This is a genomic window from Streptomyces venezuelae ATCC 10712 (genome assembly GCF_008639165.1).
Classification (GTDB): Bacteria; Actinomycetota; Actinomycetes; order Streptomycetales; family Streptomycetaceae; genus Streptomyces; species Streptomyces venezuelae.
In genome coordinates, this window is sequence record NZ_CP029197.1 from 230,854 (window position 1) to 257,576 (window position 26,723).

At 72.3% G+C, this 26,723-nt stretch carries 25 protein-coding genes and 1 pseudogene; 17 read left to right on the plus strand and 9 right to left on the minus strand.

Going from position 1 to position 26,723, the window contains the following annotated elements:
- The first annotated feature begins 155 nt into the window (after positions 1-155).
- From DEJ43_RS01045 to DEJ43_RS01055, 3 genes are all read left to right on the plus strand, one after another.
- Complete coding sequence (locus DEJ43_RS01045; protein ID WP_015031424.1) at positions 156-611, plus strand: GNAT family N-acetyltransferase; 456 nt, start codon at positions 156-158, stop codon at positions 609-611.
- Positions 612-675: 64 nt separating this feature from the next.
- Positions 676-1,755: an NAD(P)H-dependent amine dehydrogenase family protein gene (locus tag DEJ43_RS01050; protein WP_041661939.1), complete on the plus strand. Its 1,080-nt coding sequence runs from the start codon at positions 676-678 to the stop codon at positions 1,753-1,755.
- Entirely contained in the window at positions 1,752-2,240 is a 489-nt protein-coding gene (locus DEJ43_RS01055) for a carboxymuconolactone decarboxylase family protein (protein WP_015031426.1), read from the plus strand. The genes DEJ43_RS01050 and DEJ43_RS01055 overlap by 4 nt, the downstream gene beginning before the upstream one ends.
- Positions 2,241-2,336: 96 nt before the next feature.
- Here DEJ43_RS01055 and DEJ43_RS01060 read toward each other — a convergent pair whose 3' ends face one another.
- From DEJ43_RS01060 to DEJ43_RS01075, 4 genes are all read right to left on the minus strand, one after another.
- On the minus strand, positions 2,337-3,980 hold the full coding sequence (locus DEJ43_RS01060) for a GMC oxidoreductase (RefSeq protein WP_015031427.1): 1,644 nt from the start codon (positions 3,978-3,980) through the stop codon (positions 2,337-2,339).
- 82 nt (positions 3,981-4,062) lie between these two features.
- Positions 4,063-4,839: an aminoglycoside nucleotidyltransferase ANT9 gene (locus tag DEJ43_RS01065; protein ID WP_015031428.1), complete on the minus strand. Its 777-nt coding sequence runs from the start codon at positions 4,837-4,839 to the stop codon at positions 4,063-4,065.
- A 73-nt stretch (positions 4,840-4,912) separates the two neighbouring features.
- Positions 4,913-6,346, minus strand: a complete 1,434-nt coding sequence (locus DEJ43_RS01070; protein WP_015031429.1) for an aspartate ammonia-lyase — start codon at positions 6,344-6,346, stop codon at positions 4,913-4,915.
- 420 nt (positions 6,347-6,766) lie between these two features.
- Positions 6,767-7,888 carry an asparaginase gene (locus DEJ43_RS01075; RefSeq protein ID WP_015031430.1) on the minus strand — a complete coding sequence of 374 codons (1,122 nt, stop codon included), beginning with the start codon at positions 7,886-7,888 and terminating at the stop codon, positions 6,767-6,769.
- 118 nt (positions 7,889-8,006) lie between these two features.
- Between DEJ43_RS01075 and DEJ43_RS01080 the strand changes: the two genes are divergently transcribed.
- From DEJ43_RS01080 to thpD, 6 genes are all read left to right on the plus strand, one after another.
- On the plus strand, positions 8,007-8,471 hold the full coding sequence (locus DEJ43_RS01080) for an Lrp/AsnC family transcriptional regulator (RefSeq protein ID WP_015031431.1): 465 nt from the start codon (positions 8,007-8,009) through the stop codon (positions 8,469-8,471).
- Between the two features lie 211 nt (positions 8,472-8,682).
- On the plus strand, positions 8,683-9,486 hold the full coding sequence (locus tag DEJ43_RS01085; RefSeq protein ID WP_015031432.1) for an endonuclease I family protein: 804 nt from the start codon (positions 8,683-8,685) through the stop codon (positions 9,484-9,486).
- Between the two features lie 389 nt (positions 9,487-9,875).
- Positions 9,876-10,427: a diaminobutyrate acetyltransferase gene (gene ectA, locus DEJ43_RS01090; protein WP_015031433.1), complete on the plus strand. Its 552-nt coding sequence runs from the start codon at positions 9,876-9,878 to the stop codon at positions 10,425-10,427.
- Positions 10,428-10,485: 58 nt separating this feature from the next.
- The gene (gene ectB / locus DEJ43_RS01095; protein WP_015031434.1) at positions 10,486-11,757 is read left to right on the plus strand and encodes a diaminobutyrate--2-oxoglutarate transaminase; all 1,272 of its coding nucleotides are present in this window, start codon (positions 10,486-10,488) and stop codon (positions 11,755-11,757) included.
- 52 nt (positions 11,758-11,809) lie between these two features.
- Positions 11,810-12,226, plus strand: coding sequence for an ectoine synthase (locus DEJ43_RS01100; RefSeq protein ID WP_015031435.1), 417 nt, complete (start codon positions 11,810-11,812; stop codon positions 12,224-12,226).
- Positions 12,227-12,275: 49 nt separating this feature from the next.
- Positions 12,276-13,172, plus strand: a complete 897-nt coding sequence (thpD, locus tag DEJ43_RS01105) for an ectoine hydroxylase (RefSeq protein WP_015031436.1) — start codon at positions 12,276-12,278, stop codon at positions 13,170-13,172.
- A 126-nt stretch (positions 13,173-13,298) separates the two neighbouring features.
- Here thpD and DEJ43_RS01110 read toward each other — a convergent pair whose 3' ends face one another.
- Positions 13,299-14,171 (minus strand): RNA polymerase sigma factor SigF, encoded by an 873-nt coding sequence (locus DEJ43_RS01110; protein WP_015031437.1) that lies wholly within the window; start codon positions 14,169-14,171, stop codon positions 13,299-13,301.
- 181 nt (positions 14,172-14,352) lie between these two features.
- Between DEJ43_RS01110 and DEJ43_RS01115 the strand changes: the two genes are divergently transcribed.
- The 6 genes from DEJ43_RS01115 (at position 14,353) to DEJ43_RS01140 (ending at position 19,676) form a co-directional block, all read left to right on the plus strand.
- Complete coding sequence (locus tag DEJ43_RS01115) at positions 14,353-14,808, plus strand: ATP-binding protein (protein ID WP_015031438.1); 456 nt, start codon at positions 14,353-14,355, stop codon at positions 14,806-14,808.
- 129 nt (positions 14,809-14,937) lie between these two features.
- A complete protein-coding gene (locus tag DEJ43_RS01120; protein ID WP_015031439.1) occupies positions 14,938-15,729 on the plus strand; it encodes a class I SAM-dependent methyltransferase in 792 nt (263 codons plus the stop codon).
- A 51-nt stretch (positions 15,730-15,780) separates the two neighbouring features.
- Positions 15,781-16,590: an N-formylglutamate amidohydrolase gene (locus tag DEJ43_RS01125; RefSeq protein ID WP_015031440.1), complete on the plus strand. Its 810-nt coding sequence runs from the start codon at positions 15,781-15,783 to the stop codon at positions 16,588-16,590.
- Positions 16,591-16,722: 132 nt separating this feature from the next.
- Positions 16,723-17,454, plus strand: coding sequence for a flavodoxin family protein (locus DEJ43_RS01130; RefSeq protein ID WP_041661940.1), 732 nt, complete (start codon positions 16,723-16,725; stop codon positions 17,452-17,454).
- 108 nt (positions 17,455-17,562) lie between these two features.
- Positions 17,563-18,837 (plus strand): VWA domain-containing protein, encoded by a 1,275-nt coding sequence (locus tag DEJ43_RS01135; protein ID WP_015031442.1) that lies wholly within the window; start codon positions 17,563-17,565, stop codon positions 18,835-18,837.
- A complete protein-coding gene (locus DEJ43_RS01140; protein WP_015031443.1) occupies positions 18,837-19,676 on the plus strand; it encodes a hypothetical protein in 840 nt (279 codons plus the stop codon). Before DEJ43_RS01135 ends, DEJ43_RS01140 begins: the two co-directional genes overlap by 1 nt.
- A gap of 94 nt (positions 19,677-19,770) precedes the next feature.
- On the opposite strand, the gene DEJ43_RS01145 is transcribed toward DEJ43_RS01140, so the two are convergent.
- Entirely contained in the window at positions 19,771-21,000 is a 1,230-nt protein-coding gene (locus DEJ43_RS01145) for an MFS transporter (protein ID WP_015031444.1), read from the minus strand.
- A gap of 61 nt (positions 21,001-21,061) precedes the next feature.
- On the opposite strand from DEJ43_RS01145, the gene DEJ43_RS01150 reads away from it, so the two are divergent.
- Together DEJ43_RS01150 and DEJ43_RS01155 are read left to right on the plus strand one after the other, a co-directional pair.
- Entirely contained in the window at positions 21,062-21,445 is a 384-nt protein-coding gene (locus tag DEJ43_RS01150; protein WP_015031445.1) for a MerR family transcriptional regulator, read from the plus strand.
- Between the two features lie 20 nt (positions 21,446-21,465).
- Positions 21,466-22,527: pseudogene (locus DEJ43_RS01155) on the plus strand (MFS transporter); the annotation flags it as partial.
- A gap of 74 nt (positions 22,528-22,601) precedes the next feature.
- Here the strand turns inward: DEJ43_RS01155 and DEJ43_RS01160 are convergent.
- Genes DEJ43_RS01160 through DEJ43_RS01170 form a run of 3 tightly spaced genes read right to left on the minus strand, consistent with a single transcriptional unit; the run spans position 22,602 to position 26,619 of the window.
- A complete protein-coding gene (locus DEJ43_RS01160; RefSeq protein ID WP_106433666.1) occupies positions 22,602-23,672 on the minus strand; it encodes a helix-turn-helix transcriptional regulator in 1,071 nt (356 codons plus the stop codon).
- A gap of 53 nt (positions 23,673-23,725) precedes the next feature.
- Entirely contained in the window at positions 23,726-24,205 is a 480-nt protein-coding gene (locus tag DEJ43_RS01165) for a (2Fe-2S)-binding protein (RefSeq protein WP_015031448.1), read from the minus strand.
- A 17-nt stretch (positions 24,206-24,222) separates the two neighbouring features.
- On the minus strand, positions 24,223-26,619 hold the full coding sequence (locus tag DEJ43_RS01170) for a molybdopterin cofactor-binding domain-containing protein (RefSeq protein ID WP_015031449.1): 2,397 nt from the start codon (positions 26,617-26,619) through the stop codon (positions 24,223-24,225).
- Positions 26,620-26,723 lie beyond the last annotated feature (104 nt).

A 26,723-nucleotide genomic window follows, 5' to 3' on the forward strand; every position in this document is an offset into this window, starting at 1 on the left:
CGCTGCCACGGCACCGGCGCCCTCACCCGTACGGCCGGGGTCTCGCCCCGGTCGGGGGTCCCGGGCCTGTCGGCCCGGCCCGCCGGGCGCCGGTGCCACGTACCCGCTTCCCAATCCGGTTGACCCGCCGGGCCGGGGGGCGGTTTCCTGCTCGGATGAACGATCTTCGTATCGAGTGGGCTCGGACCGACGCCCAGCTCGCCGACTGGCGGGCCGTCCACAACACGATCATTCCCACGGCCGTCCTCTCCCCGGACGAGGTGCGGGAGCGCGCGGGCCGCAACCGGCTGGACGTGGCGTACCTCGGGGACGTCGTGGTCGGCTGTTCGACGGTGCGTCCGCCCGACGAGGAGACCGCGGCGGCGACCGTCATCGCGCGGACGCTGCCCGGGTTCCGCGGGCGGGGCGTGGGGACCGCGCTGTACGAGCGGGGGCTCGCGCACGCGCGGACGCTGAGCGAGGAGGGCGTCGAGACGGTGGTGCAGGCCTCGAACGAGGACGGGCTGCGGTTCGCGCTGGCACGCGGCTTCGTCGAGGTGGAGCGGTATCTGCTGCCGGGTGACACCGTGCCGTTCGTGGCGCTGCGGCTGGCCGGCGACGAGCAGATCTGACGATTCGTCAGTTCATCGCGTCACGGGTCTGGGAACCTTCGGGGCCCGGCGCTACCCTCCGCGCATGATTCGGACGGTGGTGTGGGGTACCGGAAATGTCGGGCGCGCGGCGATCCGCGCCGTGGACGCCCATCCAGGGCTTGAACTCGCGGCCGTACTGGTCTCCGACCCGGCGAAGGTCGGCCGGGACGCGGGGCGGCTCGCGGGGCTCGGCCACGACCTCGGGGTCGCGGCCGTCGACGACGTCGGCGCGGTGCTCGACGCCCGGCCGGGGGCGGTGGTGTACGCGGCTTCCGGCGACACCCGGCCCGACGGCGCGATCGAGGACGTGGCGCGCGCGGTCCGGTCGGGCGCGGTGGTGGTGACCCCCGCGCTCTACCCGCTGTACGACCAGCGCAACGCGCCGCCCGAGTTCCGCGACCCGATGGTCGCGGCCGTCGCCGAGGGGGGCGGCTCGCTGTTCGTGTCGGGGGTCGACCCGGGCTGGGGCAACGACGTGCTGCCGCTGCTCGTGAGCGGCCTCGGCAGCACCGTGGACGCGATCCGCTGCCAGGAGATCTTCGACTACTCGACGTACGAGCAGGAGGAGTCGGTCCGGGAACTGGTGGGGATGGGCCGGCCGCTGGAGTACGAGCCGCCGATGCTGTGGCCCTCGGTGCCGACCATGATCTGGGGCGGTCAGATACGTCTGATGGCCCGGGCGCTCGGGGCCGAACTCGACGAGATCCGCGAGACGATGGAGCGGCGCCCGCTGGAGTCGACCGTGAAGACCCGGACGATGGGGGTCTTCGAGGCGGGCACGCAGGGGGCGATCCGCTTCGAGGTGCAGGGGATCGTCGGCGGGGAGCCGCTCCTCGTGATCGAACACGTGACCCGCATCCATCCCTCGTGCGCGCCGGACTGGCCGGTGCCGCCGGACGGGGCGGGGGCGCACCGGGTGATCGTCGAGGGGAGCCCCCGGATCGAGGTGACGGTCGCGGCGACCGCAGAGGGCGAGAACAGGTCGGCGGGCGGGAACGCGACGGCGGTGGGCCGTCTGGTCGGGGCGATCGACTGGCTGGTGGCGGCGGAGCCGGGACTGTACGACGCGCTGGACGTGCCGCTGCGTCCGGCGGTCGGGAAGCTGGGAAGGAGACCACGGTGATCATCGACATTCCCGAGGGCCAGGAGCCGATCGGGTACGTGTGGGGCGACATGGTCCCGGAGATCGGGACGGCGGCGGCGAACTTCTCGCTGTCGGTGTACGCGCACACGACGCTGGGGCTGCGCGAGTTCGAGGCGGCGCGGCTGCGGATCGCGCAGATCAACGGCTGCGGGTTCTGCCTGGACTGGCGCACCGACCGGGACGGGGTGAAGGTCGAGGAGGGCTTCGACGAGCTCGTGGCGGCGTGGCGGGAGACGGAGGTCTCGGAGGCCTTCGACGAGCGGACGCGGCTCGCGGCGGAGTACGCCGAGCGGTACGCGCTGGACCATCACGGTCTGGACGAGGAGTTCTGGGAGCGGATGACGGCCCGGTACAGCCAAGCGGAGATCGTGGAGCTGACGATGAGTCTGGGGTCGTGGCTGGCGTTCGGGCGGCTCAACCGGGTCCTCGGGCTCGACGAGGTGTGCGTCCTGCCGACGCACTGAGCGCGGCGCGGGGGAAGGGCCGGCCGGTGGTCACCGGCCGGCCCTTCCCGTGCGCCGCGCTCGTGGGTGGCGCCGTGCCCGTAGCGCCGTTCGGGCTCAGAAGTCCTCGGCGACGATCCGTTCGATGTTGCGTTCGGCGAGGGCCGTGATGGTGACGAACGGGTTGACGCTGGCGTTGCCCGGGATCAGCGAGCCGTCGATGACGTACAGCCCGGAGTAGCCGTGGAGCCGTCCGTGGTTGTCGGTCGCCTTGCCGAGGACCGCGCCGCCGAGCGGGTGGTACGTGAGGTGGTCGCCCCAGATCTTGTACGCACCGAACAGGTCGGTGCGGTAGATCGTGCCCTCCTTGGCGTTGATCTTGTCGAAGATGGTCTTCGCCGCGTCGATGGAGGTCTGCTTCCAGGCCCTGTCCCAGCTCAGGTCGACCTTTCCGGTCGCCGGGTTATAGGTGAACTCGGCCCGGTGGGGGGTCTTGGTGATGGAGAGGTAGAAGGAGGCGTAGGTCTCGATGCCGGTGGGCAGCGGGGCGACCTCGGCGAAGGCGCCGCCCGCGTCCCAGTTGTCGATGCCCGCGGTGGGCATGGACGACTGGAGCTTGCCGGTCGGGTCCCACATGTGGTTGGCGCGGCCGCACATGACGTTGCCGTTGTCGCCCCAGCCCTTGCCGATCTCGTTGTTGAGCGCGGGGAGGGCGCCGGTGGCCTTGAGGCGGGTGAGGAGTTTGCTGGTGCCGATGCTTCCGGCGGCGAAGAACACCTTGTCGGCGGTCACCGTCTTGCTGGCGAGGGTGGCGCCGGTGGTGTCGATCTGGTCGATGGCGACGGTGTAGCCGCCGCCCGCCGCCGGGGTGACGGAGGTGACCTTGTGGAGGGCCGAGACGGTGACCCTGCCGGTGGCGGCGGCCTGGGCCAGGTAGGTCTTCTGGAGGCTCTTCTTGCCGGCGTTGTTGCCGTAGATGACCTCGCCGTCGAGGGCCGACTTCGGGACGGCTCCGGCGGCCTCCTGCTTCATGTAGTCCCAGTCGTACACGTTCGGGACGAAGACGAACGGGAAGCCGGAGCGCTGGGCGTGCTTGCGGCCGACGCGGGCGTACTGGTAGCAGGCGGCGCTCTCCCACCAGGTCTGGTCGACGGAGGTGACGCCGAGTCCGGCGTTGGCGCGCGGGTAGTACGTGGAGTACATCTCCGCCGCGTCGACGGTGGGGAGGATGGCCGCGAAGTTCTCGCGGCGCGGGGTGACGGCCATGCCGCCGTTGACGAGGGAGCCGCCGCCGACGCCGCGCCCCTGGTAGACGGTGATGCCGGCGAAGTCCTCCGCGTCGAGGATGCCGGTGTGGCTGGGGACGTCCTTGTCGAGGGGGAAGCCGAGGAAGTTGCTGAGGGGCTGCTTCGTGCGGGTCCGCAGCCAGAAGGAGCGGTAGTCGGGCCGGGTGGTGTTGGCGAAGATCTTGCCGTCGGGGCCGGGGGTGTTCCAGGCCATGCCCATCTCGACCATGTGGACGGCGATGCCCGCCCGGGCGAGGCGGAGTGCGGCGACGGAGCCGCCGTACCCGGTGCCGATGACGAGGGCGGGCACGTGGGAGCCGGTGGGGAGGGGGGTGTCGGCGAGGCGGGTTTCCGCGTGGGCGGGGGTGCTGTGGCCGGCGAGGGCCGCGGCGCCGAGAACAGAACCTGTTCCTGCGAGGAATCGACGGCGACTCACGCCACCCATTCCCCTTGCAGGCAGGGGGAGTTCACTCATGTGATGTTCCTCACTCGTGAGGGAATGGGAACATGTTCTACTGTCGGCCATCGGGGAAGTCACGAGAAACCGACGGGTAACTTCAGCTCGGGTACACCTCTCGAACGGATGCCGTCAGATACCGGGCGAGTGCACGGACTTCCGGCCGTCTCTCCGTCCAACTCCCGTACTCCCCCGCCACATAGAGCGCACGGGCCTCGGCGAGGACCGGGCGGTGGATGGCCGGAAGGCGCTCCAGGACCCAGTCGGCGGCGGCGTCCTTCGCGCGGATCTCACCGGTGGCCAGGGTGCTGAGGATCCGCGCCAGGGTCAGCAGGACGTTCCGGGTGTCCCCGTCCAGGTCGTCGAGCAGCTCGGGGACACCGGCGACGATCGCGGCGCGCAGGTCGTCCTCCGGGACGGGGTCGAAGACCTCCACGGGAGGCGGTCCGAAGAGCGGGGCGTTCCCGGCCCGCGCCATGGTGATCAGTGGCGCGAGATCCGGGCACGGCGCGGGCGCCGGGACCACGCCCGCCTCGAAGTCGTCGCGGAGCCACTCCCCGTAGAGGAAGTCGCAGACCGGCGGGTACCGCCAGGGACGGACCTCGGAGCGCACCACGACGCTCAGTTCCACGGGCCTGGCCGGGCCCCGGTACGCCCGCTCGCCCGAGACGGCGAGCAACGCCTCGACGAGGGAACGGCGTTCGACCGCGGTGGTGCCGCGGCGCACGGTCACGAGCACGTCGATGTCGCTGCCCGGCCGCAGTCCGCCGAGAACGGCCGAACCGTGCAGGGAGGCCGCGAGCACCTCGGCTCCGAGTACGTCACGGACCAGCCGTACGACGTGCTCGGCCTGGTCCCTTCCCTCCGCGTGGGTCATGCGTGGCCTCCTCGGCTCCGGATGCGTGGGGTGTGAACCCGTCACCGTACCCGGGGCCGAGGGGGCGGAGAGGTCAGGCGAGGGCGGCCCCGGGGGCGCCGGTGAGACGCTCCGGGGTGAGGAGCTCGGCGAGCCGCTCGGCGGGCAGCAGGCCCTTCTCCAGGGTGAGTTCGACGACCCCGCGCCCGGTGGCGAGCGCCTCCTGCGCGATGGCCGTGGCGGCGGTGTAGCCGAGGTGCGGGTTGAGCGCGGTGGCCAGGCCGATGGAGTTCTCCACGGCCGCCCGGAGCGCCTCGGTGTTGGCGGTGATGCCGCTGACGCAGCGCTCGGCGAGGGTCAGGCAGGCGGCGCGCAGGGAGAGCAGGCTCTTCGACAGGGCGTGGAAGATGACCGGTTCGAAGGCGTTGAGCTGGAGCTGTCCGGCCTCGGCGGCCATGGTGATGGTGATGTCGTTGCCGATCACCTCGAAGGCGACCTGGTTGACGACCTCGGGGATCACCGGGTTGACCTTGCCCGGCATGATGCTCGAACCGGCCTGGACCGGCGGCAGGTTGATCTCGTTCAGGCCCGCGCGCGGCCCGGAGGAGAGCAGCCGCAGGTCGTTGCAGGTCTTGGAGAGCTTGACCGCGATGCGCTTGAGGACCCCGGACAGCTGGACGAAGGCGCCGCAGTCCTGGGTGGCCTCGATGAGGTTGGCGGAGGTGACGAGCGGCAGGCCGGTGAGCTCGGCGAGGTTGCGGCGGGCGGTCTCGGCGTAGCCGGGGGCGGCGTTGAGGCCGGTGCCGATGGCGGTGGCGCCGAGGTTGATCTCGTGGATGAGCTCGACGGCCTCGGCGAGCCGGCTGCGGTCCTCCTCCAGCATCACGGCGTACGTGGAGAACTCCTGGCCCAGGGTCATGGGCACGGCGTCCTGGAGCTGGGTGCGGCCCATCTTGACGACGTCGCGGAACTCCAGGGCCTTGGCGGCGAAGGCGTCCTGGAGCACGGCCATGGCGAGGAGGAGTTCGCGGGCCGCCCCGATCGCCGCGATGCGGATCGCGGTCGGGTAGACGTCGTTGGTGGACTGGCCCAGGTTGACGTCCTCGTTGGGGTGGAGACGGTGGTAGTCGCCCTTGGCGTGGCCGAGGAGTTCCAGCGCGCGGTTGGCGACGACCTCGTTGGCGTTCATGTTGGTGGAGGTGCCCGCGCCGCCCTGGACGACGTCGACGACGAACTGCTCGTGGAGCTGTCCGGTACGGATCTCCCGGCAGGCGCCGGCGATGGCGGCGGCCTTGTCGGCGGGGAGCAGGCCCAGTTCCTCGTTGGCGCGGGCGGCGGCCTCCTTGACGGCGGCGAGCGCGTCGATCAGCAGCGGGTAGACGGAGATCGGGGTGCCGGTGACGGTGAAGTTCTCGGTGGCGCGCAGGGTGTGGACGCCCCAGTAGGCGTCGGCGGGGACGTCCCGGTCGCCGAGCAGGTCGTGCTCGCGACGGACGGGAGCGGGGTGCGGGGCGGGAGCGGGAAGCATGGTTGCCGTCCTTGAACGAGGGGGCCTGCGGGGAGGGTGGGCTGGGTGGTACGTGGGGGGCGCGCCCGGCCGGCGGGGCGTCGGGACGGCGCCGGGCTGAGGGCCGTACGAGGGGTACGGCCGGCCCGTGGACGACGGCCGCGCGGCAGGCGTACGGCGGGTGCCGCGGGTGCGGCGGACCCGGGATGCGTACCGCGCGTACGGGGTCTACGGCGGGGCCGGTCGGCGTGGCGGGTCCGGGCGGGGAGCCGTGCCGCAGTGGCACCACGGAGCTTCGGGCTCGCGGAGCACTGTGCCGCGGCACCGCGACAGCCCTGGTGTCGCGGAGCCGTGAGGCCGCCGCGCCTCGGTGGGGTTGGGCTCCGGCTCGCGGGAGGGCGGGAGGGCGCCGCCCGCGAGCCGGGGTTCGGGGGGCGCCGGTCAGGCGCGGGCGGCGACGGCCGAGGCCGAGCGGGAGCCGCCGGTGGCGAGGGCCGGTTCGGCGCGGACCGGTCCGTCGAGGAGCCGGCGCAGCAGGGCGGTGCTGCGGGCGGGGTCGCCCGCACCGGTGCCGCCGTCGGCGAGGAGGGTCGCGAGGACGGCGATCCGCGCCTGGGCGGCACGGAGGGTGCCGGTGAGCAGGGCCCCGGCGGCGACGAGGTCGACGGCGCCGCCGCCCGTGTAGATCTCGGCGAGCGGTCCGGCGGGGACACGGGTGGTCACGGCGACGAGGACGCCCTGGGCGACCGCGTCGGCGACGGCGGCGGCGATCTCCGGGGTGGCGTTGCCTGCGCCGGTGGCGACCAGGACGATGCCGCGCGATCCGGCGGCGACGGCCGCGTTCAGGAGGAAGGGGTCGCCGTCGGAGTGGTGGGTGATGATGTCGACCCGGGGCAGCGGCACGGCGTCGGGGCCGGTCGCGCCGGGAACCGCCGTGTGGGCGGCGGCGGGCAGGGGCAGCGGCGTCGGGCGCTCCGGCTGTCGCTCGATGTCGACGCGGGAGAAGCCGACGCGGCCCAGGCGCTCGGCCGAGGGGTCGGAGAAGGCGTCGGCGGCGAGCGTCTGGGTCTTGACGGTGCCGCGGGCGGCGTGGACGCGCCCGTCGAACACGACCAGGACGCCGAGGTCGCTGACGGAGGAGGCGACCTGGAGCGCGTCGTACAGGTTGCCGGGGCCGTCCCCGTCTCCGGTGCCGAAGGGGCGCTGGGCGCCGGTGAGGACGACCGGGCGGTTGTCGGTGTGGTGGAGGTCCAGGAAGAAGGCGGTCTCTTCGAGGGTGTCGGTGCCGTGGGTGATCACGATGCCGTCGACGCCGGGGTCGGCGAAGGTCTCGTGGACGGTGCGCAGCAGGGCGAGCTGGTGGGCCGCGGTCATGCGGGAGCTGTTGACGTTGAAGAGGTCGACGACCTCGACGGTGACGCCCTCGGGGAGGGGGGCGGTGGCGAGCACGTCGTCGCCGGAGGCGTCGGCCGCGTAGCCGGTGCCCTGCCAGCGGCTGGCGATCGTGCCGCCTGTGCTGATGACGACGATCCGGCGCGCTCCCCCGTCGTTCGTCCGCTTCATGCCTGCCGTCCTTACTCCGTACCGAAATCGTGCTGCGCCGCAACGATAGGACAGGAGGCGCGCAAGGCGATTGCGAAATGGTCCGCAGAATTGTTTCAGCGTGGTAGATAATTGCGCCATGGACCGAATTGATCTCCACATCTTGCGCGAGCTCCAGAACGACGGTCGGCTGAGCAACCAGGAGCTGGCCCAGCGGGTCGGCCTCAGCCCCTCCCCCTGCCTGCGCCGGGTGCGCCAGCTGGAGCAGGACGGGGTGATCCGGGGCTACCGGGCGATCATCGATCCGGAGGCGGTGGGGCGCGGCTTCGAGGTGCTCGTCTCGGTCGAGGTGCGGCGGGACCGGGAGACGGTGGAGGCCTTCGAGGAGGCGCTCCAGGACGTGCCGGACGTCATCGAGGCGTACCGGCTGTTCGGCAGCCCCGGCTGCCTGCTGCGGATCGCGGTGGCCGACCTCGCGGCGTACGAGCGGCTGTGGATCGAGCGGCTGACGACTCTGACCGGGGTCACCGAGGTGAACTCGCAGATCATCATGAAGCGGATCAAGGAGCCGAAGGGGATGCCGGTGGACGTGCGGGGCAACTGACCCCGAAGAGGCACCCCTGTCCGGAAACTGATGCCCCGTCAACGGTTCCTCCGTATGCGAGAACGTCATGGAACCGCCTTCTCCCGGTTACACAGGCATCCGCTCGGCTGTGCGACGCTCCCGGCAACCACCAGTCAACACGCGTAGAACACGGTGCCGTTCGGGCGGCCGCCGTGCCCCGACGCGTGTCCTCCCCGGGAAAGGGCCCCCCATGTCCGTTGCACGGATCCCCAGAGGCAAGGCGTGGGCGGCGGCCATATCCGCCGTCCTCGTGACGCTCACCCTTCCGACGGTCACCGCGACCCCCGCCGCCGCGACGACCACCGCGTACGACAGCACGTACTACAAGAACGCGATCGGCAAGACCGGTACGAGCCTCAAGTCCTCGCTGCACACCATCATCAGCAGCCAGAGCAAGATCTCGTACGACGCCGTCTGGAACGCGCTGAAGACCACCGACCAGGACCCGAACAACACCGCCAACGTGGTCCTGCTCTACAGCGGCACCTCGCGGAGCAAGAACCTCAACGGCGGTGCCGTCGGCGACTGGAACCGCGAGCACACCTGGGCGCAGTCCCACGGCAACTTCGGCACCTCGGCCGGCCCGGGCACCGACCTGCACCACCTGCGCGCGGCGGACGTCCAGGTCAACAGCATTCGCGGCAACAAGGACTTCGACAACGGCGGCAGCGCGGTCAGCGGCGCGCCCGGCAGCTACACGGACAGCGACTCCTTCGAGCCGCGCGACGCGGACAAGGGCGACGTGGCCCGGATGATCCTCTACATGGCCGTCCGCTACGAGGGCGACGACGCCTGGGCCGACCTGGAGCCGAACGAGTCGACCACCAACGGCAGCGTCCGCTTCCACGGCCGTCTCTCGGTCCTGAAGCAGTGGAACGAGCAGGACCCGCCGAGCGCCTTCGAGGAGCGCCGCAACGACATCATCTTCACCACCTACCAGGGCAACCGGAACCCGTTCATCGACCACCCGGAGTGGGTCGAGGCGATCTGGTAGACCGCCCCGCCGCCGCCCCCACGCGACGGCAGGGAGCAGCACCGAACGGAGCCGGGCCGGGCTCGCGGTACCCGGCCCGGCTCCGGCGCGTTCCGAGGTGTGCGCGGCGGGCCCCGCACGCGACCGGCCCCTACGCCTGACCGCTCCCGGGCCCTTCAAACGTCAAATGGCGGATTTTCTCACGTTCTTGGCGAGAAGGCAGGATGCACCCCGAAGGCGTTACCCATCCGTTATAAACGGTCATTTTGCCCTGATTTCTGCACCTTTTCCGTGTGGCGCGAGCCACAATCCCCTCACGATCGACCTCGGTGCACCTATCACGCCGTCGCGCCCGCAACAACCCCTTCGGACCAGGAAGTTCCGAGATCCACTCGGTACCTTCGGCGCCCATGACCACCGCACGGACGACCACCACCCGCACGCCGACCACCCGTACGACGACCCCCATCCGTACGACACCCCCGACCGTCGAGGACGGCGCCGAGCTCTGGCGGATCGCCCGCGGCTCGGGGGAACTGGACCTCAACTCGCCGTACAGCTACCTGCTGTGGTGCCGCGACTTCGCCGACACGACCACCGTCGCCCGTGACACCTCCGGACGCCCGGTCGGCTTCGTCACCGGCTATCTGCGCCCCGACGCGCCGGACACCCTCTTCGTCTGGCAGATCGCCGTCGAGGGTTCGCGCCGCGGAACCGGGGTAGCCGGGACCCTGCTCGACGCTCTGTCCGCACAGGTGGCCGCCGAGCACGGCGTCAGCCGTGTCGAGGCGACCGTCACCCCGGGGAACGTGGCCTCCGACCGGCTGTTCCGGTCCTACGCCCGTCGGCACGGCGCGCAACTGACCCAGGAGGTCCTGTTCCCGTCCGCCGCCTTCCCCGCGGCGGGACACGAGTCCGAGGTGCTGTACCGGATCGGTCCCCTCGGCCGCCCGGCCTCCTGAGCCGACCACCGACCGCGTTCCTGCACGCCCCCGAACCACACCCTGGAGAAGAGACTCCGTGACCCTGACCGACATCGCCACGCCCACCGTCTTCGAGACCGTCGAATCCGAGGTCCGCAGCTACTGCCGCGCCTGGCCGGTCGTCTTCGAACGTGCCAGCGGAAGCCGGCTGTACGACGAGCAGGGCCGCCCGTACCTCGACTTCTTCGCCGGTGCCGGCTCGCTGAACTACGGGCACAACAACCCGGTCCTCAAGCGCGCCCTCCTGGACTACCTCGGCAACGACGGCGTCACCCACGGCCTCGACATGTCGACGACCGCCAAACGGGACTTCCTGGAGACGTTCCACTCCACGGTCCTGGAGCCGCGCGCCCTGCCCTACAAGGTGATGTTCCCGGGCCCCACCGGCACCAACGCCGTGGAAGCCGCACTGAAGCTCGCCCGCAAGGTCACCGGTCGACAGACCGTGGTCTCCTTCACGAACGCCTTCCACGGGATGTCCCTCGGCTCGCTCGCCGTCACCGGCAACGCCGCCAAGCGGGCCGGCGCGGGCGTCCCGCTGCCCCACGCCATCCGCATGCCCTTCGACGACTACCTCGACGGGCGGCTCCCCGACTTCCTCTGGTTCGAGCGGCTCCTCGACGACGCCGGCTCCGGCCTCGACCACCCGGCCGCCGTGATCGTCGAAACCGTCCAGGGCGAGGGCGGCATCAACGTCGCCCGCGCCGAGTGGCTGCGCGCGCTCGCCGAGCTCTGCCGCAAGCACGACATGCTGCTCATCGTGGACGACGTCCAGATGGGCTGCGGGCGCACCGGTGACTTCTTCTCCTTCGAAGAGGCGGGCATCACGCCCGACATCGTCACCCTCTCCAAGTCCATCAGCGGCTACGGCCTGCCCATGGCGCTCTGCCTCTTCCGGCCGGAGCTCGACGTCTGGCAGCCCGGCGAGCACAACGGAACCTTCCGCGGCAACAACCCCGCCTTCGTCACCGCGACGGCCGCCCTCGACACCTACTGGCGCGACGGCGCCCTGCGCGAGCGCACCCTGAAGCGGGCGGACCGGGTGGAGCGCGCCCTCCTCGACCTGTGCGGCGGCGACCGGCGCGCGGGCCTCTCGGTCCGCGGCCGGGGGCTCGTGTGGGGCCTGGAGTTCACCGACGGGGAGCGCGCCGAAGCCGTCTGCCGGCGCGCCTTCGAGACCGGTCTCCTCGTCGAGACCTCGGGCCCGCGCGGCGAAGTGGTCAAGCTGCTGCCGCCGCTGACCGTGACGGACGACGAGCTCGACGAGGGCCTCGGCATCCTCGCCCGCGCCGTGCGCCACTCCGCCTGACCCCTGACCACGCCGCCTCTCACCTCCTCCCCGGATCAGAAAGGGATCACCCATGATCGTCCGTTCCTTCGACGAACTCGAGAACACCGAGCGGCACGTGAAGGCCGCGTCCGGCACCTGGGAGAGCAAGCGCATCGTCCTGGCCCGCGAGCGGGTCGGGTTCTCCCTCCACGAGACGGTGCTCTACGCCGGCACCGAGACCTCCATGTGGTACGCACACCACGTCGAGGCCGTGGTCTGCACAGCCGGCGAGGCCGAGCTCACCGACCACGAGACCGGCCGCACGTACACGATCGTGCCCGGAACGATGTACCTGCTCGACGGGCACGAACGGCACACCCTCAAGGTCAAGACGGACTTCCGCTGCCTGTGCGTCTTCAACCCGCCCGTCACCGGCCGCGAGGACCACGACGAGAACGGCGTCTACCCGCTGCTCACCGAACCCGAGCCCGCCTCCGACGACGCCTGAGCCCCGGGCCCGCCGCCCCACCCGTACGAGAGAGGAAGCACGTTCTCCCATGACCTCCGCACCCACCCGCCCCGTCGACCTCTACCCCACCCGTGGCCCCCAGGAGGAACTGATCGGCCGGAAGGACCCCGTCGTGTGGTCCGAGCCCGGCACGGCGGGCCCCTTCTGGGCCCGTGAACTGGAGGAGTACGACCGCGACGGCTTCGTCACGGTGGACGAGCTCGTCACCCCCGACGAGGTCGACGTGCTCCGTGCGGAGCTGGACCGGCTCGTCTCCGACCCGGCCGTCCGGGCGGACGAGCGCTCGATCGTCGAACCCCGCTCCCAGGAGATACGGTCCGTCTTCGAGGTGCACCGGATGAGCGAGGTCTTCGCCCGGCTGGCCGAGGACCCGCGGGTCCTCGGGCGCGCCCGCCAGATCCTCGGCTCCGACGTGTACGTCCACCAGTCACGGGTCAACGTCAAGCCCGGCTTCGGCGCCAGCGGCTTCTACTGGCACTCCGACTTCGAGACCTGGCACGCGGAGGACGGCCTGCCGAGGATGCGGACCGTCTCGGTGTCGATCGCGCTCACCCCGAACCACACCACCAACGGCAGCCTCATGATCATGCCGGGTTCGCACCGCACCTTCCTGGGCTGCGCCGGGGCCACCCCGAAGGACAACTACAAGAAGTCGCTCCAGATGCAGGACGCCGGCACCCCGTCGGACGAGGCGCTCACCACCTTCGCCGAGGCCTGCGGCATCCGGCACTTCACCGGCCCCGCCGGATCGGCCACCTGGTTCGACTGCAACGCGCTGCACGGCTCGGGGGACAACATCACCCCGTTCCCCCGGAGCAATGTGTTCCTCGTCTTCAACAGCGTCGAGAACCAGCCGGAGGCACCGTTCGCCGCCCCCGTCCGCCGGCCCTCGTTCATCGCCGCGCGCCCCTGGGAGCACTCGTGACGGGAAGGTCTTCGCGGCGGGCGTCGGGCGCGAACCGCGCCCGGCGCTCGCCGGCTTCGGGGCGCTGAGCCCGCCCCGCCGGCGTGTGGTGCGCGGTCCGGTTCTCGCCGGGCCGCGCACGCGCGTTCAGTCGTCCGTCCCCGTCTCGACCATGCCTGCCCGCAGCCGTTCGATGTTGCGGGCCAGGAGGCGGGAGACGTGCATCTGGGAGACGCCGAGCCGCTCGCCGATCTCCGACTGGGTCAGCTCCTCGACGAAGCGGAGGTGCAGCAGCAGCCGGTCGCGGGGGCCGAGCGCCTCCACGAGCGGGGCGAGCGTGTGGAAGTCCTCGAACAGCTCGATGGCCGGGTCCTCCTGGCCGATGAGGTCGGCGAGGGCGGCGTCGTCGTCCTCGCTGTCGCCGCCGGCGACGGCGGCGTCCAGGGAGGTCGAGTGGTAGCCGTTGGCGGCGACCTGGGCCTCGACGACCTGCTCCTCGGACAGGTCCATGGCCGGCGCCAGTTCCGCGACCCGGGGCGCCCGGCCGAGCCGTGAACTCAGCTCGTCCGTCGCCTTCGCGAGCTCCACCCGCGCCTCCTGCAGCCTGCGCGGCACGTGCACCGCCCAGGTGGAGTCGCGGAAGAACCTCTTGATCTCACCGACGATGTACGGCACGGCGAAGGTGGCGAACTCCACCTCGCGGCTCAGGTCGAAGCGGTCGATCGCCTTGATCAGACCGATCATGCCGACCTGGACGATGTCCTCCATCTCGTCGCCCCGGGCCCGGAACCTGCCCGCCGCGTACACCACCAGCGACATGTTCATCTCTATCAGCGTGTTCCTGACGTACTGGTGACCTTCCGTCCCCTCCTCCCGGGCCGCCAGTTCGCGGAGGAAGACCTTGGACAGCGCACGGGCGTCCTTGGGCGGAAGCTCATGCGGTGCCTCGAGTACGGGCAGTTCCTCACCCGTGCCGTTCGTCGCGTGCGTCGTCGTCGCCTGGGCCGGTTCGGTCCGCACGGGACAACCTCCTCTGGCTTGCGGTGCGTTCAGCCGTCCGGGTTCGCCTACCCCCACTTCTGCGGCGCACGCATCTTCGGGTGGGCGCCGGTCTCCGCGGTGACGGGGGCGCATCAGCCCGATCCGAACGGGCAGGCGAAAGGCATCATCCACTGACGAATCAGGAAGAAGGGGACCTGCCATGAACACCCGGAGCGACACCCGGTCCCGGACGCCGGGGACGGAGCGGTACGGCACCGGGAACGCCGGAGCGCCCTCGGTCCGTACGCCCGCCCAGGCCCGGCAGCTCGTCCGTCACGCCCTCGCCGCCCTCGGCCCCCTGCCGCCGTCCCAGGTCGAGGACCTGCTGCTCGTCACCTCGGAACTCGTCACGAACGCACAGCGCCACGGGGGCGGCCTCACCGGCTTCGGGATCGGCGTCGGACGCGACCAGGTGACGGTCTCCGTGTCCGACGCGAGCGGCGACACCCCGCTGTACGAGCTCCGCGGGGAGCTGCGGCCCGGCGGATTCGGCTGGCCGATCGTGCTGAGCCTGTGCCGCGAGGTGACCGTAGACGCCGGACCGGACGGCAAGACCATCCGCGCGGCGGTCGCGGTCGACCGGCCGCCGGAGACCTCACCGCCGCCCCCGAGGTGACGTCCGGGTCCGACCGCCCCTCGGCGCCCGCTAATTCCGTTGAGCCCGCACCGCGCGATCGTGTTGGCTGGCGGCACCGGACCGTCCGTACCGCAGGGGTCACCGCCCGCCTGGAGCAGGGAGTCGAACGTGCAGGACAGGGATGTCGACCCGGTCGCCCACAACCGGGCGGCCTGGGACAAGTACGTCCAGGAGGGCAACGAGTGGTCGACGCCGGTGAGCAGCGAGGACGTCGAGCGGGCCCGCCGGGGCGACTGGTCGATCGTTCTCGTCGGGCACGAGCCGGTCGACCGCTCCTGGCTGCCGAAGGACCTGACCGGCAAGGACGTGCTGTGCCTGGCGTCCGGCGGGGGCCAGCAGGGTCCGATCCTCGCCGCCGCGGGGGCCCGGGTCACCGTGTTCGACAACTCGCCCGGCCAGCTCGGCCAGGACCGGACGGTGGCGGCGCGCGACGGACTCGAACTGCGCACGGTCCTGGGCGACATGCGGGACCTCGGCGTGTTCGGCGACGCGGCGTTCGACGTCGTGTTCCATCCGGTCTCCAACCTGTTCGTGCCCGAACTGGCGGCGGTGTGGCGTGAGTGCTTCCGCGTCCTGCGACCGGGCGGGACCCTGCTGTCCGGCTTCCTCAACCCCGATGTGTACCTGTTCGACCACGAGGCGCTCGACGAGCGCGGCGAACTGGTCGTCGTGCACAAGCTGCCCTACAGCGATGTCACGTGGTACTCCGCCGAGGAACGCGCCGCGAAGTTCGGCGCGGACGCGGCTCTCGAGTACAGCCACACGCTCACCGACCAGATCGGCGGGCAGCTCGCCGCCGGGTTCGTCCTCACCGGCTTCGCGGAAGCTCCGCACCAGTCCAACGCGTCCGCGCAGTACATGTCGGGCTATTTCGCGACGCGGGCCGTCAAGCCGGGCTGACCGCACCGCGGGCCCTGCCTAGACGGATGCCTCCTGTGGAAGGCTGAGCGGATGACCTCACGCGCGTACGACGTCCTCGCCGGTGCCCCGGACTCCCCCGTCCTCCTTCATGTGCCGCACTCCTCCCGGGTGATACCCCCTGACGTGCGCGCGGACATCCTGCTGGGGGACGCGGAGCTGGCGGCCGAGCTGGACCACATCACCGACGCCCACACGGCGGAGATCGCCGCCACGGCCGCGGCGCGGGCGGCCGCGGCCCCGTGGCGGTTCGTCAACGGGCTCTCGCGGCTGGTGGTGGACCCGGAGCGGTTCCCGGACGAGCGGGAGGAGATGCTGGCGGTCGGGATGGGGGCGGTGTACACCCGCACGACACACCGGGCGGCGCTCCGGCCGGCCGGGTTCGATCCGGCGCCGCTGATCGAGCGGTACTTCACGCCGTACGCCGAGGGCATGGCCGAGGCGGTGGCGGGGCGGCTCGCGGCGACGGGACGCGCGGTGATCGTGGACGTCCACTCGTACCCGACCGGACCCCTGCCGTACGAGCTGCACGGCGAGGGCCCCCGCCCGCCGGTCTGCCTCGGCACCGACGCCTTCCACACCCCGCCGGCCCTGCTCGACGCGGCGCGGGAGGCGTTCGCGGGGTTCGGGGGCCTGGCGACGGACACGCCGTTCGCCGGGACGTACGTACCGCTGGCGTACTACGGGAAGGACCCGCGGGTCAGCGCCCTGATGATCGAGATACGCCGTGACGTCTACATGGACGAGCCGGGCGGCCCGGCGGGCCCGGGAGCGGAAGCCCTCGGGGCCGCCCTGGCGGCCCTCGTGGACGCCGTGCCCCCGCAGCCGCCCGCGCGGGGGTGACGGGAGCCCTGGCCTTCGGGCCGGGGACGGGCCGTCAGGCAACCGGACCAGCCCCGCGCGCGCCCGCGGCACAGGCCTGGTGAGCTGTACGGGGAGATCTCCGGCGCCATCGGATCCGAACTCCCGCAGCGTATGGAGGAGGATTCCGTGCCGGACTCGACGACGTCGTACGCCGACCTGCGTGCCCTGGTGATCAACTGCACCCTGAAACGCTCCCCGGAGCGCAGTCATACCCAGGGTCTGATCGACATCAGCACCGGGATCATGGAGCGCCAGGGCGTGCGGGTCGACGTGCTCAGGGCGGTGGACATCGACATCGCGACCGGCGTCTGGCCCGACATGACGGAGCACGGGTGGGAGACGGACGAGTGGCCGGTGATCTACTCCCAGGTGATGGCCGCCGACATCCTGACCCTGGCGGGGCCGGTGTGGCTGGGGGACAACTCCTCGGTCATGAAGCAGGTGATCGAGCGGCTGTACGCCTGCTCGTCGATCCTCAACGAGCGCGGCCAGTACGCCTACTACGGTCGCGTCGGCGGCTGCCTGATCACCGGCAACGAGGACGGCGCCAAGCACTGCGCGATGAACGTCCTCTACAGCCTCCAGCACCTCGGGTACGTCATCCCGCCGCAGGCGGACGCGGGCTGGGTCGGCCCGGCCGGCCCGGGCCCCTCGTACCTGGACGAGGGCTCGGGTGGCCCGGAGAACGACTTCACCAACCGCAACACGACGTTCATGACCTGGAACCAGCTCCACCTGGCGAGAATGCTCAAGGACGCCGGCGGCATCCCGGCCCACGGCAACCAGCGCTCCGAGTGGGACGCCGGCTGCCGCTTCGACTTCGAGAACCCGGAACACCGCTGACCACGGACCGCGACAGCCGGTCCTGAACCGGGACGTTCCGACGGCAGGTCAGGCCCGCGGTCCCACCCCCGTTTTGGTTTGTCGCACGATCATCAATACGATCCGGCGATGATCACGAGAAAACGGCTGGCGACCGGGGCCTGCGCGCTGCTCGCCGCCCTGAGCGTCGCGCTCCTGCCGACGAGCGCGACCGCCGACGAGCCGGTCACGAAGGAATCCCCCAAGGTCGAGCTGGTCCTCGACGTCAGCGGCTCCATGCGGGCCAAGGACATCGACGGCAAGTCCCGTATGTCCGCGGCGAAGCAGGCCTTCAACGAGGTCCTCGACGCGGTCCCCGAGGAGGTACGGCTCGGCATCCGCACCCTGGGCGCCGACTACCCGGGCCAGGACCGCAAGCAGGGCTGCAAGGACACCCGGCAGCTCTACCCGGTGGGCCCGCTCGACCGCACCGAGGCCAAGACCGCCGTGGCCTCCCTGGCCCCGACGGGCTGGACCCCGATCGGTCCCGCGCTGCTCGGCGCGGCCAAGGACCTGGAGGGCGGCGACGCCACCCGCCGGATCGTGCTCATCACCGACGGCGAGGACACCTGCGCCCCGCTCGACCCGTGCCAGGTGGCACGGGAGATCGCGGCCAAGGGCATCCACCTCGTCATCGACACGCTGGGCCTGGTGCCGGACGCCAAGACCCGGCAGCAGCTGACCTGCATCGCGGAGGCCACCGGAGGCACGTACACCTCGGTCCACCGCACCGAGGACCTCTCGCGAAGGGTGCGGCAGCTGGTCGACCGCGCCGCCGACCCGGTCGTCACGCCGGTGGCCACCGCGGGCGCCCTCCGCTGCGCCGACGCCCCGCAGCTGAAGCCCGGTCTGTACACCGACCGGGAGTCCTTCGGCCAGCACCGCTGGTACCGGGTGGACCTGCTGCCCGGACAGGAACTGCGCGCCTCCGTCAGCGTGTCGGCCGACCGGGCCGTCAACAACGACTACGGCGTGCTGCTCCGCGCCGTCACCCGGCACGGCCGGGAGATCGTCCGCGGCTCTGAGGCCGGCGACGGGCGCACCGATGTGATCTCGACCGGTCTGCGCTACCCGAAGCCGGACCTCGACGACGGGCCAGGGGACGCCAAGCCGGCGGCCGAGACGGTCTGCCTCCAGGTCAGCAACTCGTTCTCCGCTCCCCCGTCGGTCAAGACGACCCCGGGCATGCCGATCGAGCTGACGGTCGACGTCGTCGACGGCCCGTCGGCGGCCTCGGACGTGGCCTCGTTCGGCCTCGGCCGCGGCTGGTGGCTGCTCGGCGTCCTCGTGCTGGTCGGTTTCGTGGCCGGTCTGCTCTGGGGCTGGCTGTCCCGCTGGCGCGTCGCTGTCTGGAGGACCCACTGATGCGTACCGTACGCATGCTCGCCGCGGCCGCGCTCGCGGGCGCCGCCCTGCTCGGTCCGGTGGCCCCGGCCGCCCTGGCCGACTCCCCCTCCGCCTCGGCGTCCCCCGGCGGGGACACCGGCTCCACGGCCGGGCCGACGGAGGCGGGCACCACGTTCCGTACCGCCGCGCGCTTCCTCCCCGGGCAGCGGGCCACCGCGCAGGCCGCCACGGGTGACTACCTGTACTGGGTGTTCCCCGCCGACACCGGGCAGCGGCCGACGGTGGACGCCACCGTCACCCTGCCCGACGCGGCGCTGCGGCACGGGCCCGCCACTTGGCGGATCGACGTGTACGACGGGCTCCGGAGGCGCCAGCCGTGCATGTACGGGACCCAGGCCCGGGCCGCCGCCAAGGAGGCCACGACCGTACGGCTCACCTGTGTGCTGCGGCCGGTCCGCGCCTCGGCCGACGCCTGGGCGAACGACCCGCTGCCGGGCAGCTACTACGTACGGCTGACCGTCACCTCGCTGCCGGACGAGGACCTGGGCCAGCCGTTCACCGCCCTCGTCGGGGTGAGCACCCTCGACAAGGGCGGCGCCTACGCCACGGACGGCTCGCTCGCCGCGCCGCTGGTGCCCGGCGCGACCACCGCCGACCAGGCGGACGCCGACGCGGACGCCGGCCGGCCCTCCGCGGTCGAGGCCGCGGCCCCGGAGGACGGCTGGTCCTCCGGCTGGTGGTCGGACCGCTGGCTCTGGACCGCCGCGGGCGGTGTGCTCGCCGCCCTCGCGGGTGTCGGCGGCTATGTGCTGACGCGCGGCACGGGGCGCCCGCCCCGGGTCCCGCCGGCCGTCTGACCGGCTCCCACGGCCGACGAAGGCCCCCACCGCACGGGCGCGGTGGGGGCCTTCGGGCGTTGCTCAGCGCGTCCCGTTCACCGGCGCGTCCCGTTCACCGGCGGGCCGGGAACCCGTGGGTGCGGGCGCCCGCCACGAGCATCGTCACCGGGACGAGGAGGGCGAGCACGCTCCAGGGCAGGGCGCCCGCGCCGAGGCCGTCGAGCAGGACCCCGCCGGCGATGCCGCCCGCCGCCATGGCCGCGTTCCAGAGGCTGACGAGCAGCGTCTGGGCGGTGTCGGCGTGCTCGCCGCCCGCGTCGGCGGCGGCGGTCTGGAGCAGGGTGGGGGCGCCGCCCCAGCCGAGTCCCCAGAGCACGGCGGCGGTCAGGACGAGGACGGTACCGGCGGCCGGGAGGGCGAGCCCGGCCGCCGCCACCGCGAAGAGGATCGTTCCGCCCAGGGTCAGGAACCGGAGCGCGCGGTCGATGTGCCGCCCGGTGAACCAGATCCCGGCGAGCGAGGCGGCGCCGAAGACCAGCAGGACCAGGCCGGTGGAGCCGGCCAGACCGAGGTGGCCGAGGTAGGCGGCGACGTACGTGTAGAGGACGGTGTGGGCGAGCACGAGGGTGAAGGTGACGGCCAGTACGGGGAGCACACCGGGCGTCCTCAGGGTCCTGGCGACGGGGGCTCGCCCGCCGCGGGCCTCGCCCGGCAGGTCGGGGACGGCGAGCGCGATCCAGCCGAGCAGTCCGACGGCGATCACGGTCATCGCGGCGAAGGCGGCCCGCCAGCCCACCGCGTCGGCGAGGAAGGTGCCGGCGGGCACACCGAGGGAGAGGGCCAGCGGGATGCCGGTCATGGCGACGGCGACGGCCCGGCCCTGGAGGTGCGGCGGGGCGATCCGGCGGGCGTACCCGGCGAGCAGGGCCCAGGCGAGACCGGCGGCGACCCCGGCGAGGAACCGGGCGCCCAGGGTGAGGGCGTACGAGGAGGAGACGGCGGTGACGGTGTTGGCGGCGGCGAATCCGGCGACCGCGGTGAGCAGCAGGCGCTTGCGGCGCCAGCCGGCGGTGCGGGCGGCCAGGGGTACGGCGGTGAGGGCCGTACCGAGGGCGTAGACGGTGACCGCCTGGCCGGCGGCGGCCTCGCCGACGCCGAGGTCGGCGCTCATGGCGGGCAGGACGCCGGCGGGGAGGGTCTCGGTGAGGCTGGTGACGAAGACGGCGGTGGCGAGGGCGAGCAGGGCGAGGAGCGGCAGCCGGCCTTTCGCGAGGGGTGCGGGAATCTCGGCGGGCTCGGTGTGCGCGGCGGAACGGGCCGCCGCTGTCGGGTGGTTGGCCATGGATCTATGCTCGAACCCTCACATTGATGTGAAGGTCAAGCGAGTCCCTGGAGGGGCGTCCATGCGGATCGGGGAACTGTCGGAGCGCACCGGGACACCGCGCCGGCTGCTGCGCTACTACGAGGAGCAGGGTCTCATCGTCGCCGACCGGCTGCCGAACGGCTACCGGGTCTACGACGCGTCGAACGTCGACCGGGTCATGCAGATCCGGGGCCTGCTCGACGCGGGTCTGCCGACCCGGATCATCAAGCAGATCCTGCCCTGCCTGAACAAGCCCCGGATCATCCACTTCCCCGACGCCACCCCGGAGATGCTGGCCACCCTGGAGAACGAGCGGGACCGGATGACCGAGCGGATCCGCTGCCTCACCCGCAACCGGGACGCGGTGGCGGAGTATCTGGACGCGGTACGGGGCGCGGACTTCACTGACACAAGGTGTCAGTGAACCTCCGGATAGTGGTGTCCATGATCCTCAGTCACCACTCCCGTCGCGCCGAGCGACTGCTCGTGCCCGCCGCCTTCGCCACCGCTCTCAGCAACAACGTCCAGCTCATCGTCGGGGCGCTGCTCGTCATCAGGGAGCAGCAGACCATGGTGGCCGTGGGCTGGCTGTTCATCGCCGTCGCCGGGCCGCAGGCGTTGTTGTCGCCGTTCTTCGGCCGACTCGCCGACCGCTTCGACCGACGGACCCTGTGGGTCGGCTGCGATGTCGTCAGCGCGGCACTGGCCCTCGGGCTGCCGCTGTGGCTGGCCTTCGGCGGTGCGGCGGGGCCCGGGATCTACGCCGCCAACCTGGCGCTCGCCGTGGTCGGCGCGCTGTTCCTGCCGGCGAGCTCCGCGTTGATCAAGGAACGGGTTCCGGCGGGCCGGCTGCGGCGCTTCAACGCCCGCTACGAGATGGGGACCCAGGCCGGGATGCTGCTGTCGGCGACCATCGGCGGGCTGTGCGTCCAGGCGTTCGGTGCCGTGCCGCTGCTGGCCTTCAACGCCGGTACGTTCCTGGTCTCGGCGCTCTGCGTCGCCGCGGTGGGGCGGCGCCCGGCCCAGGCGCCGACGGCCGCCGTCACCCCGGACCCGGCGCCGACGACCGCCGTCGCCCCGGATCAGGCACCGGCCGGGGCGGCCGTGCGCCGGCCGCTGCGGATGCGCCACTTCATCCTGCTCTACGCCCAGGGGAGCGTGGTCGTCACGGTCTTCAACGCTCTGCTCCCCACCGCGATGATCGGGGAACTCCACCTGGGTGCGGCGGTGTTCGGTGTCGTCGACGCCCTGGGGTGCCTCGGCTTCCTGGCGGCCGCCGGTGCCTACCGGATCGTCAGCCGGCGCAGTCCGGACCTGCGCATCGCCGTCGTCTGCTTCCTGCTCTGCAACGTCGGCCTGGTGCTTCAGAGCCAGTTCGGGCTCGTCGGCTACCTCGTGGGGGTGCCGGTGGGCGCGTTCTTCTTCGGGCAGGCCCGGATCGCCTCCCGCACCATGCTGATGGCCTCGGCCGACGACGCCTCGGTGGGCAGGGTCTTCGGCCTGGCGAACGGCGCCGGGCTTGCGGCCACGGTGGGGGTGATGCTGCTGGTCGCGACGGTCACCGACCACAGCGACACGCGCTACGGCTTCGCGGTGCTCGCCTGCCTCGCGCTGGCCGCGACCCTTTCCGCCGGGCTGCTGCTGAGGTCACCGGCCTCCGCCCGGCCCGACGCGTCCACCGGCCGGTACCGGTCGAGCACGGCCGCCGCCGTCTCCGCGATCCTGCGGCGCAGCTCCGCGGGGGCCAGCACCTCGATGTCCGACCCCAGTGACAGCAGCGTGGGCACCGCCAGGCCGACCGATTCCAGCGGGATGGTCGCCGTCACCCAGCCGTCGCCGTCCGGCGGTGCTGCCGAGGTTTCGACGGCGCGGACCAGTGCCGCGTCCAGGTGGTCCGGCAGTGCGGCGAGGAGCGCCGGAGCGATCCGGACGGAGGCCTGAAGCCTCAGCCTGCGGGCGTCGTAGGCGGTGAGGTAGTCGCGCCAGTGGGCGGTCAGGTCGAAGCCTTCGGGGCGGTCGAAGCCCGTCTCCGTGACGGTCAGGCCGAGGATCGACGAGACCCGGTAGGTCCGCACCGTGCCGTCCACCGCCGCGACGAGGTACCAGACGCCCGCCTTGAGGACCAGGCCGTACGGGTCGAGCAAGCGCTCGACCTCCTGCGGCTCGGCCCAGCGGCGGTAGCGCACCTGGATGCGCCGCTGGTTCCACACGGCGTCGGCGAGCGCCACGAGAGCGGGTGGGGAGTCCTGTTCGCGGTACCAGCCCAGCGCGTCGAGGTGGAAGCGTTCGCGGATCCGTCCTGCCCGGTCCCGGAGCGGGGTCGGGAGCGCCGCGGTCAGTTTCAGCTGTGCCGCCGCGAGCACCTCGCCCAGCCCCAGGTCCGCCGCCGCACCGGGCAGCCCGGCGAGGAACAGCGACTCGGCCTCCTCGGCGTGCAGTCCGGTCAGCTGGGTCCGGTAGCCGCCGAGCAGCTGGTAGCCGCCACGGTGCCCGGCGTCCCCGTAGACCGGGACGCCGGCGCTGCTCAGTGAGTCGATGTCCCGGTAGACGGTCCGCGCCGAGACGCCCAGCTCCGCCGCGAGCTCGTCGGCCGTCAGCCTGCCCCGGTTCTGCAGGAGGAGAACGAGGGAGAGGAGCCGGGCAGCGCGCATGAGCCGATCCTTCCAGGTCCACGCGCGCGCTGCCGCACTCCCCCGGCGCGCTGTCATTCCATCCGGCGCGCGCCTTCCAGGACGGCCTGGCGGATGCGGTGGTAAGTGCCGCAGCGGCAGATGTTGCGGATGGTGTCCAGGTCGGCCTCGGTGATCTCCCGGCCGGCCTCCCGGGCCCGGCGGACCTCCGCGACCGCCGTCATGATCTGGCCCGGCTGACAGAAGCCGCACTGGGCCACGTCGAGGTCCAGCCAGGCCTCCTGCATCGGATGGAGCTCGCCGCCGACGGTGTCGGCGAGCCCCTCGATGGTGGTGACCTCGTCGGTGGGGCCGAGGTCCTCGACGGGCACGGCGCAGGGCGTGATCGCCTTGCCGTTGAGGTGGCTCGTACAGGCCCGGCAGACGCCGACCCCGCAGCCGTACTTGGGTCCGGTGACGCCGAGGACGTCCCGGAGGACCCAGAGGAGCCGTACGTCGCCCTCGACGTCGGCGGTGACGGCCTTGCCGTTCAGGATGAAGGTGTGCTGCGGCACGGATGCTGCTCCAGGTCTCAGAGGGCGCGGTCGCGGCCGTCGGTCGGCGAGGCGGGGACGGGAGGAACGGTCGGCAGGGGCGTGAAGGCGAGCGGGTCGGCGTGGTTCACGGGGAAGACCGTCGGCATCGTGCCGGTGGCCCGGCCGTAGGCGCAGGCCACCGCGGCCATGGCGCCGGCGACCGCCAGTTCGCCCGCGCCGCCGGGCTTGTCGCCGGTCGGGGGCATCACGATGATCTCCAGCTCGGGCGGGGTGTTCCACTGCCGGGTGTAGAAGTACTGGTCCCAGCTGCCTTCGAGGAAGTGGCCGTCGCGCAGATGGAGGCCGGAGGTGAGGGTGACGGCGATGCCGTCGGAGATGCCGCCCATCATCTGCGCCTCCAGGCCACGCGGGTTGACCGCGAGGCCCACGTCGACGGCGCAGACCACCTTGGTCACCCTCGGCCCGGTGACCGCGCCGGGGATCTTCCGGCCGGTGGTCTCCGGCCGGCAGTCGATCTCGGCCAGCATGGCGACGACGGAGTGGTACTCGGTGTGGACGGCGATGCCCTGAGCCGTGCCGGCCGGCATGCTCCGGCCCCACTCCCCCACCTCGGCGACCTTGTCGAGGACCGCGCGGGCCCGCGGGTCCTTCATGAGCCGGCGGCGCAGCGCGTACCCGTCCTGGCCCATGCGCCGCGCCAGTTCGTCCATGACGAGTTCCTGGGCGCAGCGGACGTTGGGCGAGTAGATGTTGCGCATGGACCCGGTGTTGAAGCCCTTGTCGGTCTCGGCGAGCAGCTGGGTGGTGACGCCGAGGTGGTAGGGGCTGATCTGGGTGAGCTGGAACATCGTCTCGGAGAACGTGAGGTCGGCGACGGGCAGCTGGGCAACCCCCGCCGTGAGGACCTCGCCGATGCCGTGCCCGAAGTCGGTGGCCACGGAGGTGTGCCGCTGCTCGTACGTGAGGACCTCGCCGAGCGTGTACGTGGCACGGACCCGCGAGGTGGACATCGGGTGCGTACGGCCCTGGCGGAAGTCGTCGGTGCGGTGCCACATCAGCTTGACGGGCTTGCCCATGGCGCGGGAGATCTCGGCGGCCTCGTGGGCGGCGTCGTGGAAGAGCTTGCGGCCGAAGGAGCCGCCGCCCTCGGTGACGTGGACGCGGACGGCGGAGACCGGCAGACCGAGCTTCAGGGCGATCTGCTCCTGGGCGACGATCGGGGCCTTCAGCGAGCCCCAGATCTCCGCCGAGTCCTCCCGGACGTCGGCGATCGCGCAGTTGGTCTCCAGGGCGGCGTTGCTGGCGAAGTGGAAGGTGAAGCGGGCGTCGACGGCCTTGGTGAGCAGCGGCAGCGGCGGTACCACGAGGGGCAGTTCGGCCCTGCGGAGCTTCGCGAGGACGGTGGCGTCGGAGGCGCCCTCGGCGGTGCCGGGGCCCCAGTCGACGCGGAGGGCGCGCACGGCGTCGATGCACTGCCCGAAGGTGCGTCCGCGCACGGCGACACCGGTGGAGACGGTGACGACGTCGGTGATGCCGGGCAGGGCCCGGACCTCGGCGAGGTTGGCGACGGAGCGGACCGTGCCGTTGATGGTGGGCGGGCGGCAGACCATGGTGGGCAGCGCGTCCGGGACCTGGAGGTCCATCGCGAACTTCTTGCGGCCGGTGACCGCTGCCAGGGCGTCCACCCGGCGCTGCCCGGTGCCGATGATCCGGAAGCGGTCGGGGTCCTTGAGGGTGACCGCGACGGCGGTGTCCGACACCGCGGCGGCCTTGACGGCGAGTTCGCCGTATCCGAGCAGGGCTCCCGCCGGTGAGAGGACGGCGCCGGCCTTGGTGGTGAGGGTGCCGACCGCCTCGCCGAGGACGAGGGAAGCGGCCTTCAGGAGCCGGCCCCGGGCGACGGCGGCCGCGACGCGGAGCGGCCGGTAGGTGGAGTACGTGGTGTTGGAACCGCCGGTCAGCTGGTTGAAGAGCAGCTCGGGCCGGGCGTCGGCGAGCGTCACCCTGACCTTGTCCAGGGGCAGGTCGAGTTCCTCGGCGACGATCATCGCGCTGGAGGTGGTGATGCCCTGGCCGACCTCGGCGCGGGGCAGCGCGAGGTGGGCCGTGCCGTCCGCTTCGAGACGGATGGTGATGAGGTGGCTGGTGGGCAGGGCCGCGAGGGTCAGCAGCTCGTTGAGGTCGAGGAGTTCGGCGGGGCCGGGGAGGCTCGGGACGAGCGCCGGGACGGCCGCGGCGGCCTGCCGGGGCGCGAGGGCCTCGGCGCCGAGCTGGGCGGCGACGGTGAGGGTGGGCGCGGCGAGGACGTAGCCGAGGAACCGGCGCCGGCTGACGCCGGGGGCGTCGGCGCCGTCCGCGCCCTCGGTGCGCGCGGTCCGGTCCCCGGTGCCGCTCGTGGGGTGGTCGTCCCGCACGGGGTGCCGCCTCGCCATGGGTGTGCCCTTCGCCGTGGCCCGGTGCCGCGCGCCGGGCTCCTCAGATGTGTTGATCATCGCTCATCTGGGGGACTGCGGGTACCCGTTCGGCCGAGTGAGTG

Bases quoted from the DNA above. Each gene is read 5' to 3' on its own strand.
- DEJ43_RS01045 (WP_015031424.1), top strand. From the start codon at position 156: ATGAACGATCTTCGTATCGAGTGGGCTCGGACCGACGCCCAGCTCGCC.
- DEJ43_RS01050 (WP_041661939.1), top strand. From the start codon at position 676: ATGATTCGGACGGTGGTGTGGGGTACCGGAAATGTCGGGCGCGCGGCG.
- DEJ43_RS01060 (WP_015031427.1), bottom strand. From the start codon at position 3,980: ATGAGTGAACTCCCCCTGCCTGCAAGGGGAATGGGTGGCGTGAGTCGC.
- DEJ43_RS01065 (WP_015031428.1), bottom strand. From the start codon at position 4,839: ATGACCCACGCGGAGGGAAGGGACCAGGCCGAGCACGTCGTACGGCTG.
- DEJ43_RS01070 (WP_015031429.1), bottom strand. From the start codon at position 6,346: ATGCTTCCCGCTCCCGCCCCGCACCCCGCTCCCGTCCGTCGCGAGCAC.
- DEJ43_RS01075 (WP_015031430.1), bottom strand. From the start codon at position 7,888: ATGAAGCGGACGAACGACGGGGGAGCGCGCCGGATCGTCGTCATCAGC.
- DEJ43_RS01080 (WP_015031431.1), top strand. From the start codon at position 8,007: ATGGACCGAATTGATCTCCACATCTTGCGCGAGCTCCAGAACGACGGT.
- DEJ43_RS01085 (WP_015031432.1), top strand. From the start codon at position 8,683: ATGTCCGTTGCACGGATCCCCAGAGGCAAGGCGTGGGCGGCGGCCATA.
- ectA (WP_015031433.1), top strand. From the start codon at position 9,876: ATGACCACCGCACGGACGACCACCACCCGCACGCCGACCACCCGTACG.
- DEJ43_RS01100 (WP_015031435.1), top strand. From the start codon at position 11,810: ATGATCGTCCGTTCCTTCGACGAACTCGAGAACACCGAGCGGCACGTG.
- thpD (WP_015031436.1), top strand. From the start codon at position 12,276: ATGACCTCCGCACCCACCCGCCCCGTCGACCTCTACCCCACCCGTGGC.
- DEJ43_RS01115 (WP_015031438.1), top strand. From the start codon at position 14,353: ATGAACACCCGGAGCGACACCCGGTCCCGGACGCCGGGGACGGAGCGG.
- DEJ43_RS01125 (WP_015031440.1), top strand. From the start codon at position 15,781: ATGACCTCACGCGCGTACGACGTCCTCGCCGGTGCCCCGGACTCCCCC.
- DEJ43_RS01130 (WP_041661940.1), top strand. From the start codon at position 16,723: ATGGAGGAGGATTCCGTGCCGGACTCGACGACGTCGTACGCCGACCTG.
- DEJ43_RS01135 (WP_015031442.1), top strand. From the start codon at position 17,563: ATGATCACGAGAAAACGGCTGGCGACCGGGGCCTGCGCGCTGCTCGCC.
- DEJ43_RS01140 (WP_015031443.1), top strand. From the start codon at position 18,837: ATGCGTACCGTACGCATGCTCGCCGCGGCCGCGCTCGCGGGCGCCGCC.
- DEJ43_RS01145 (WP_015031444.1), bottom strand. From the start codon at position 21,000: ATGGCCAACCACCCGACAGCGGCGGCCCGTTCCGCCGCGCACACCGAG.
- DEJ43_RS01150 (WP_015031445.1), top strand. From the start codon at position 21,062: ATGCGGATCGGGGAACTGTCGGAGCGCACCGGGACACCGCGCCGGCTG.
- DEJ43_RS01160 (WP_106433666.1), bottom strand. From the start codon at position 23,672: ATGCGCGCTGCCCGGCTCCTCTCCCTCGTTCTCCTCCTGCAGAACCGG.
- DEJ43_RS01170 (WP_015031449.1), bottom strand. From the start codon at position 26,619: ATGGCGAGGCGGCACCCCGTGCGGGACGACCACCCCACGAGCGGCACC.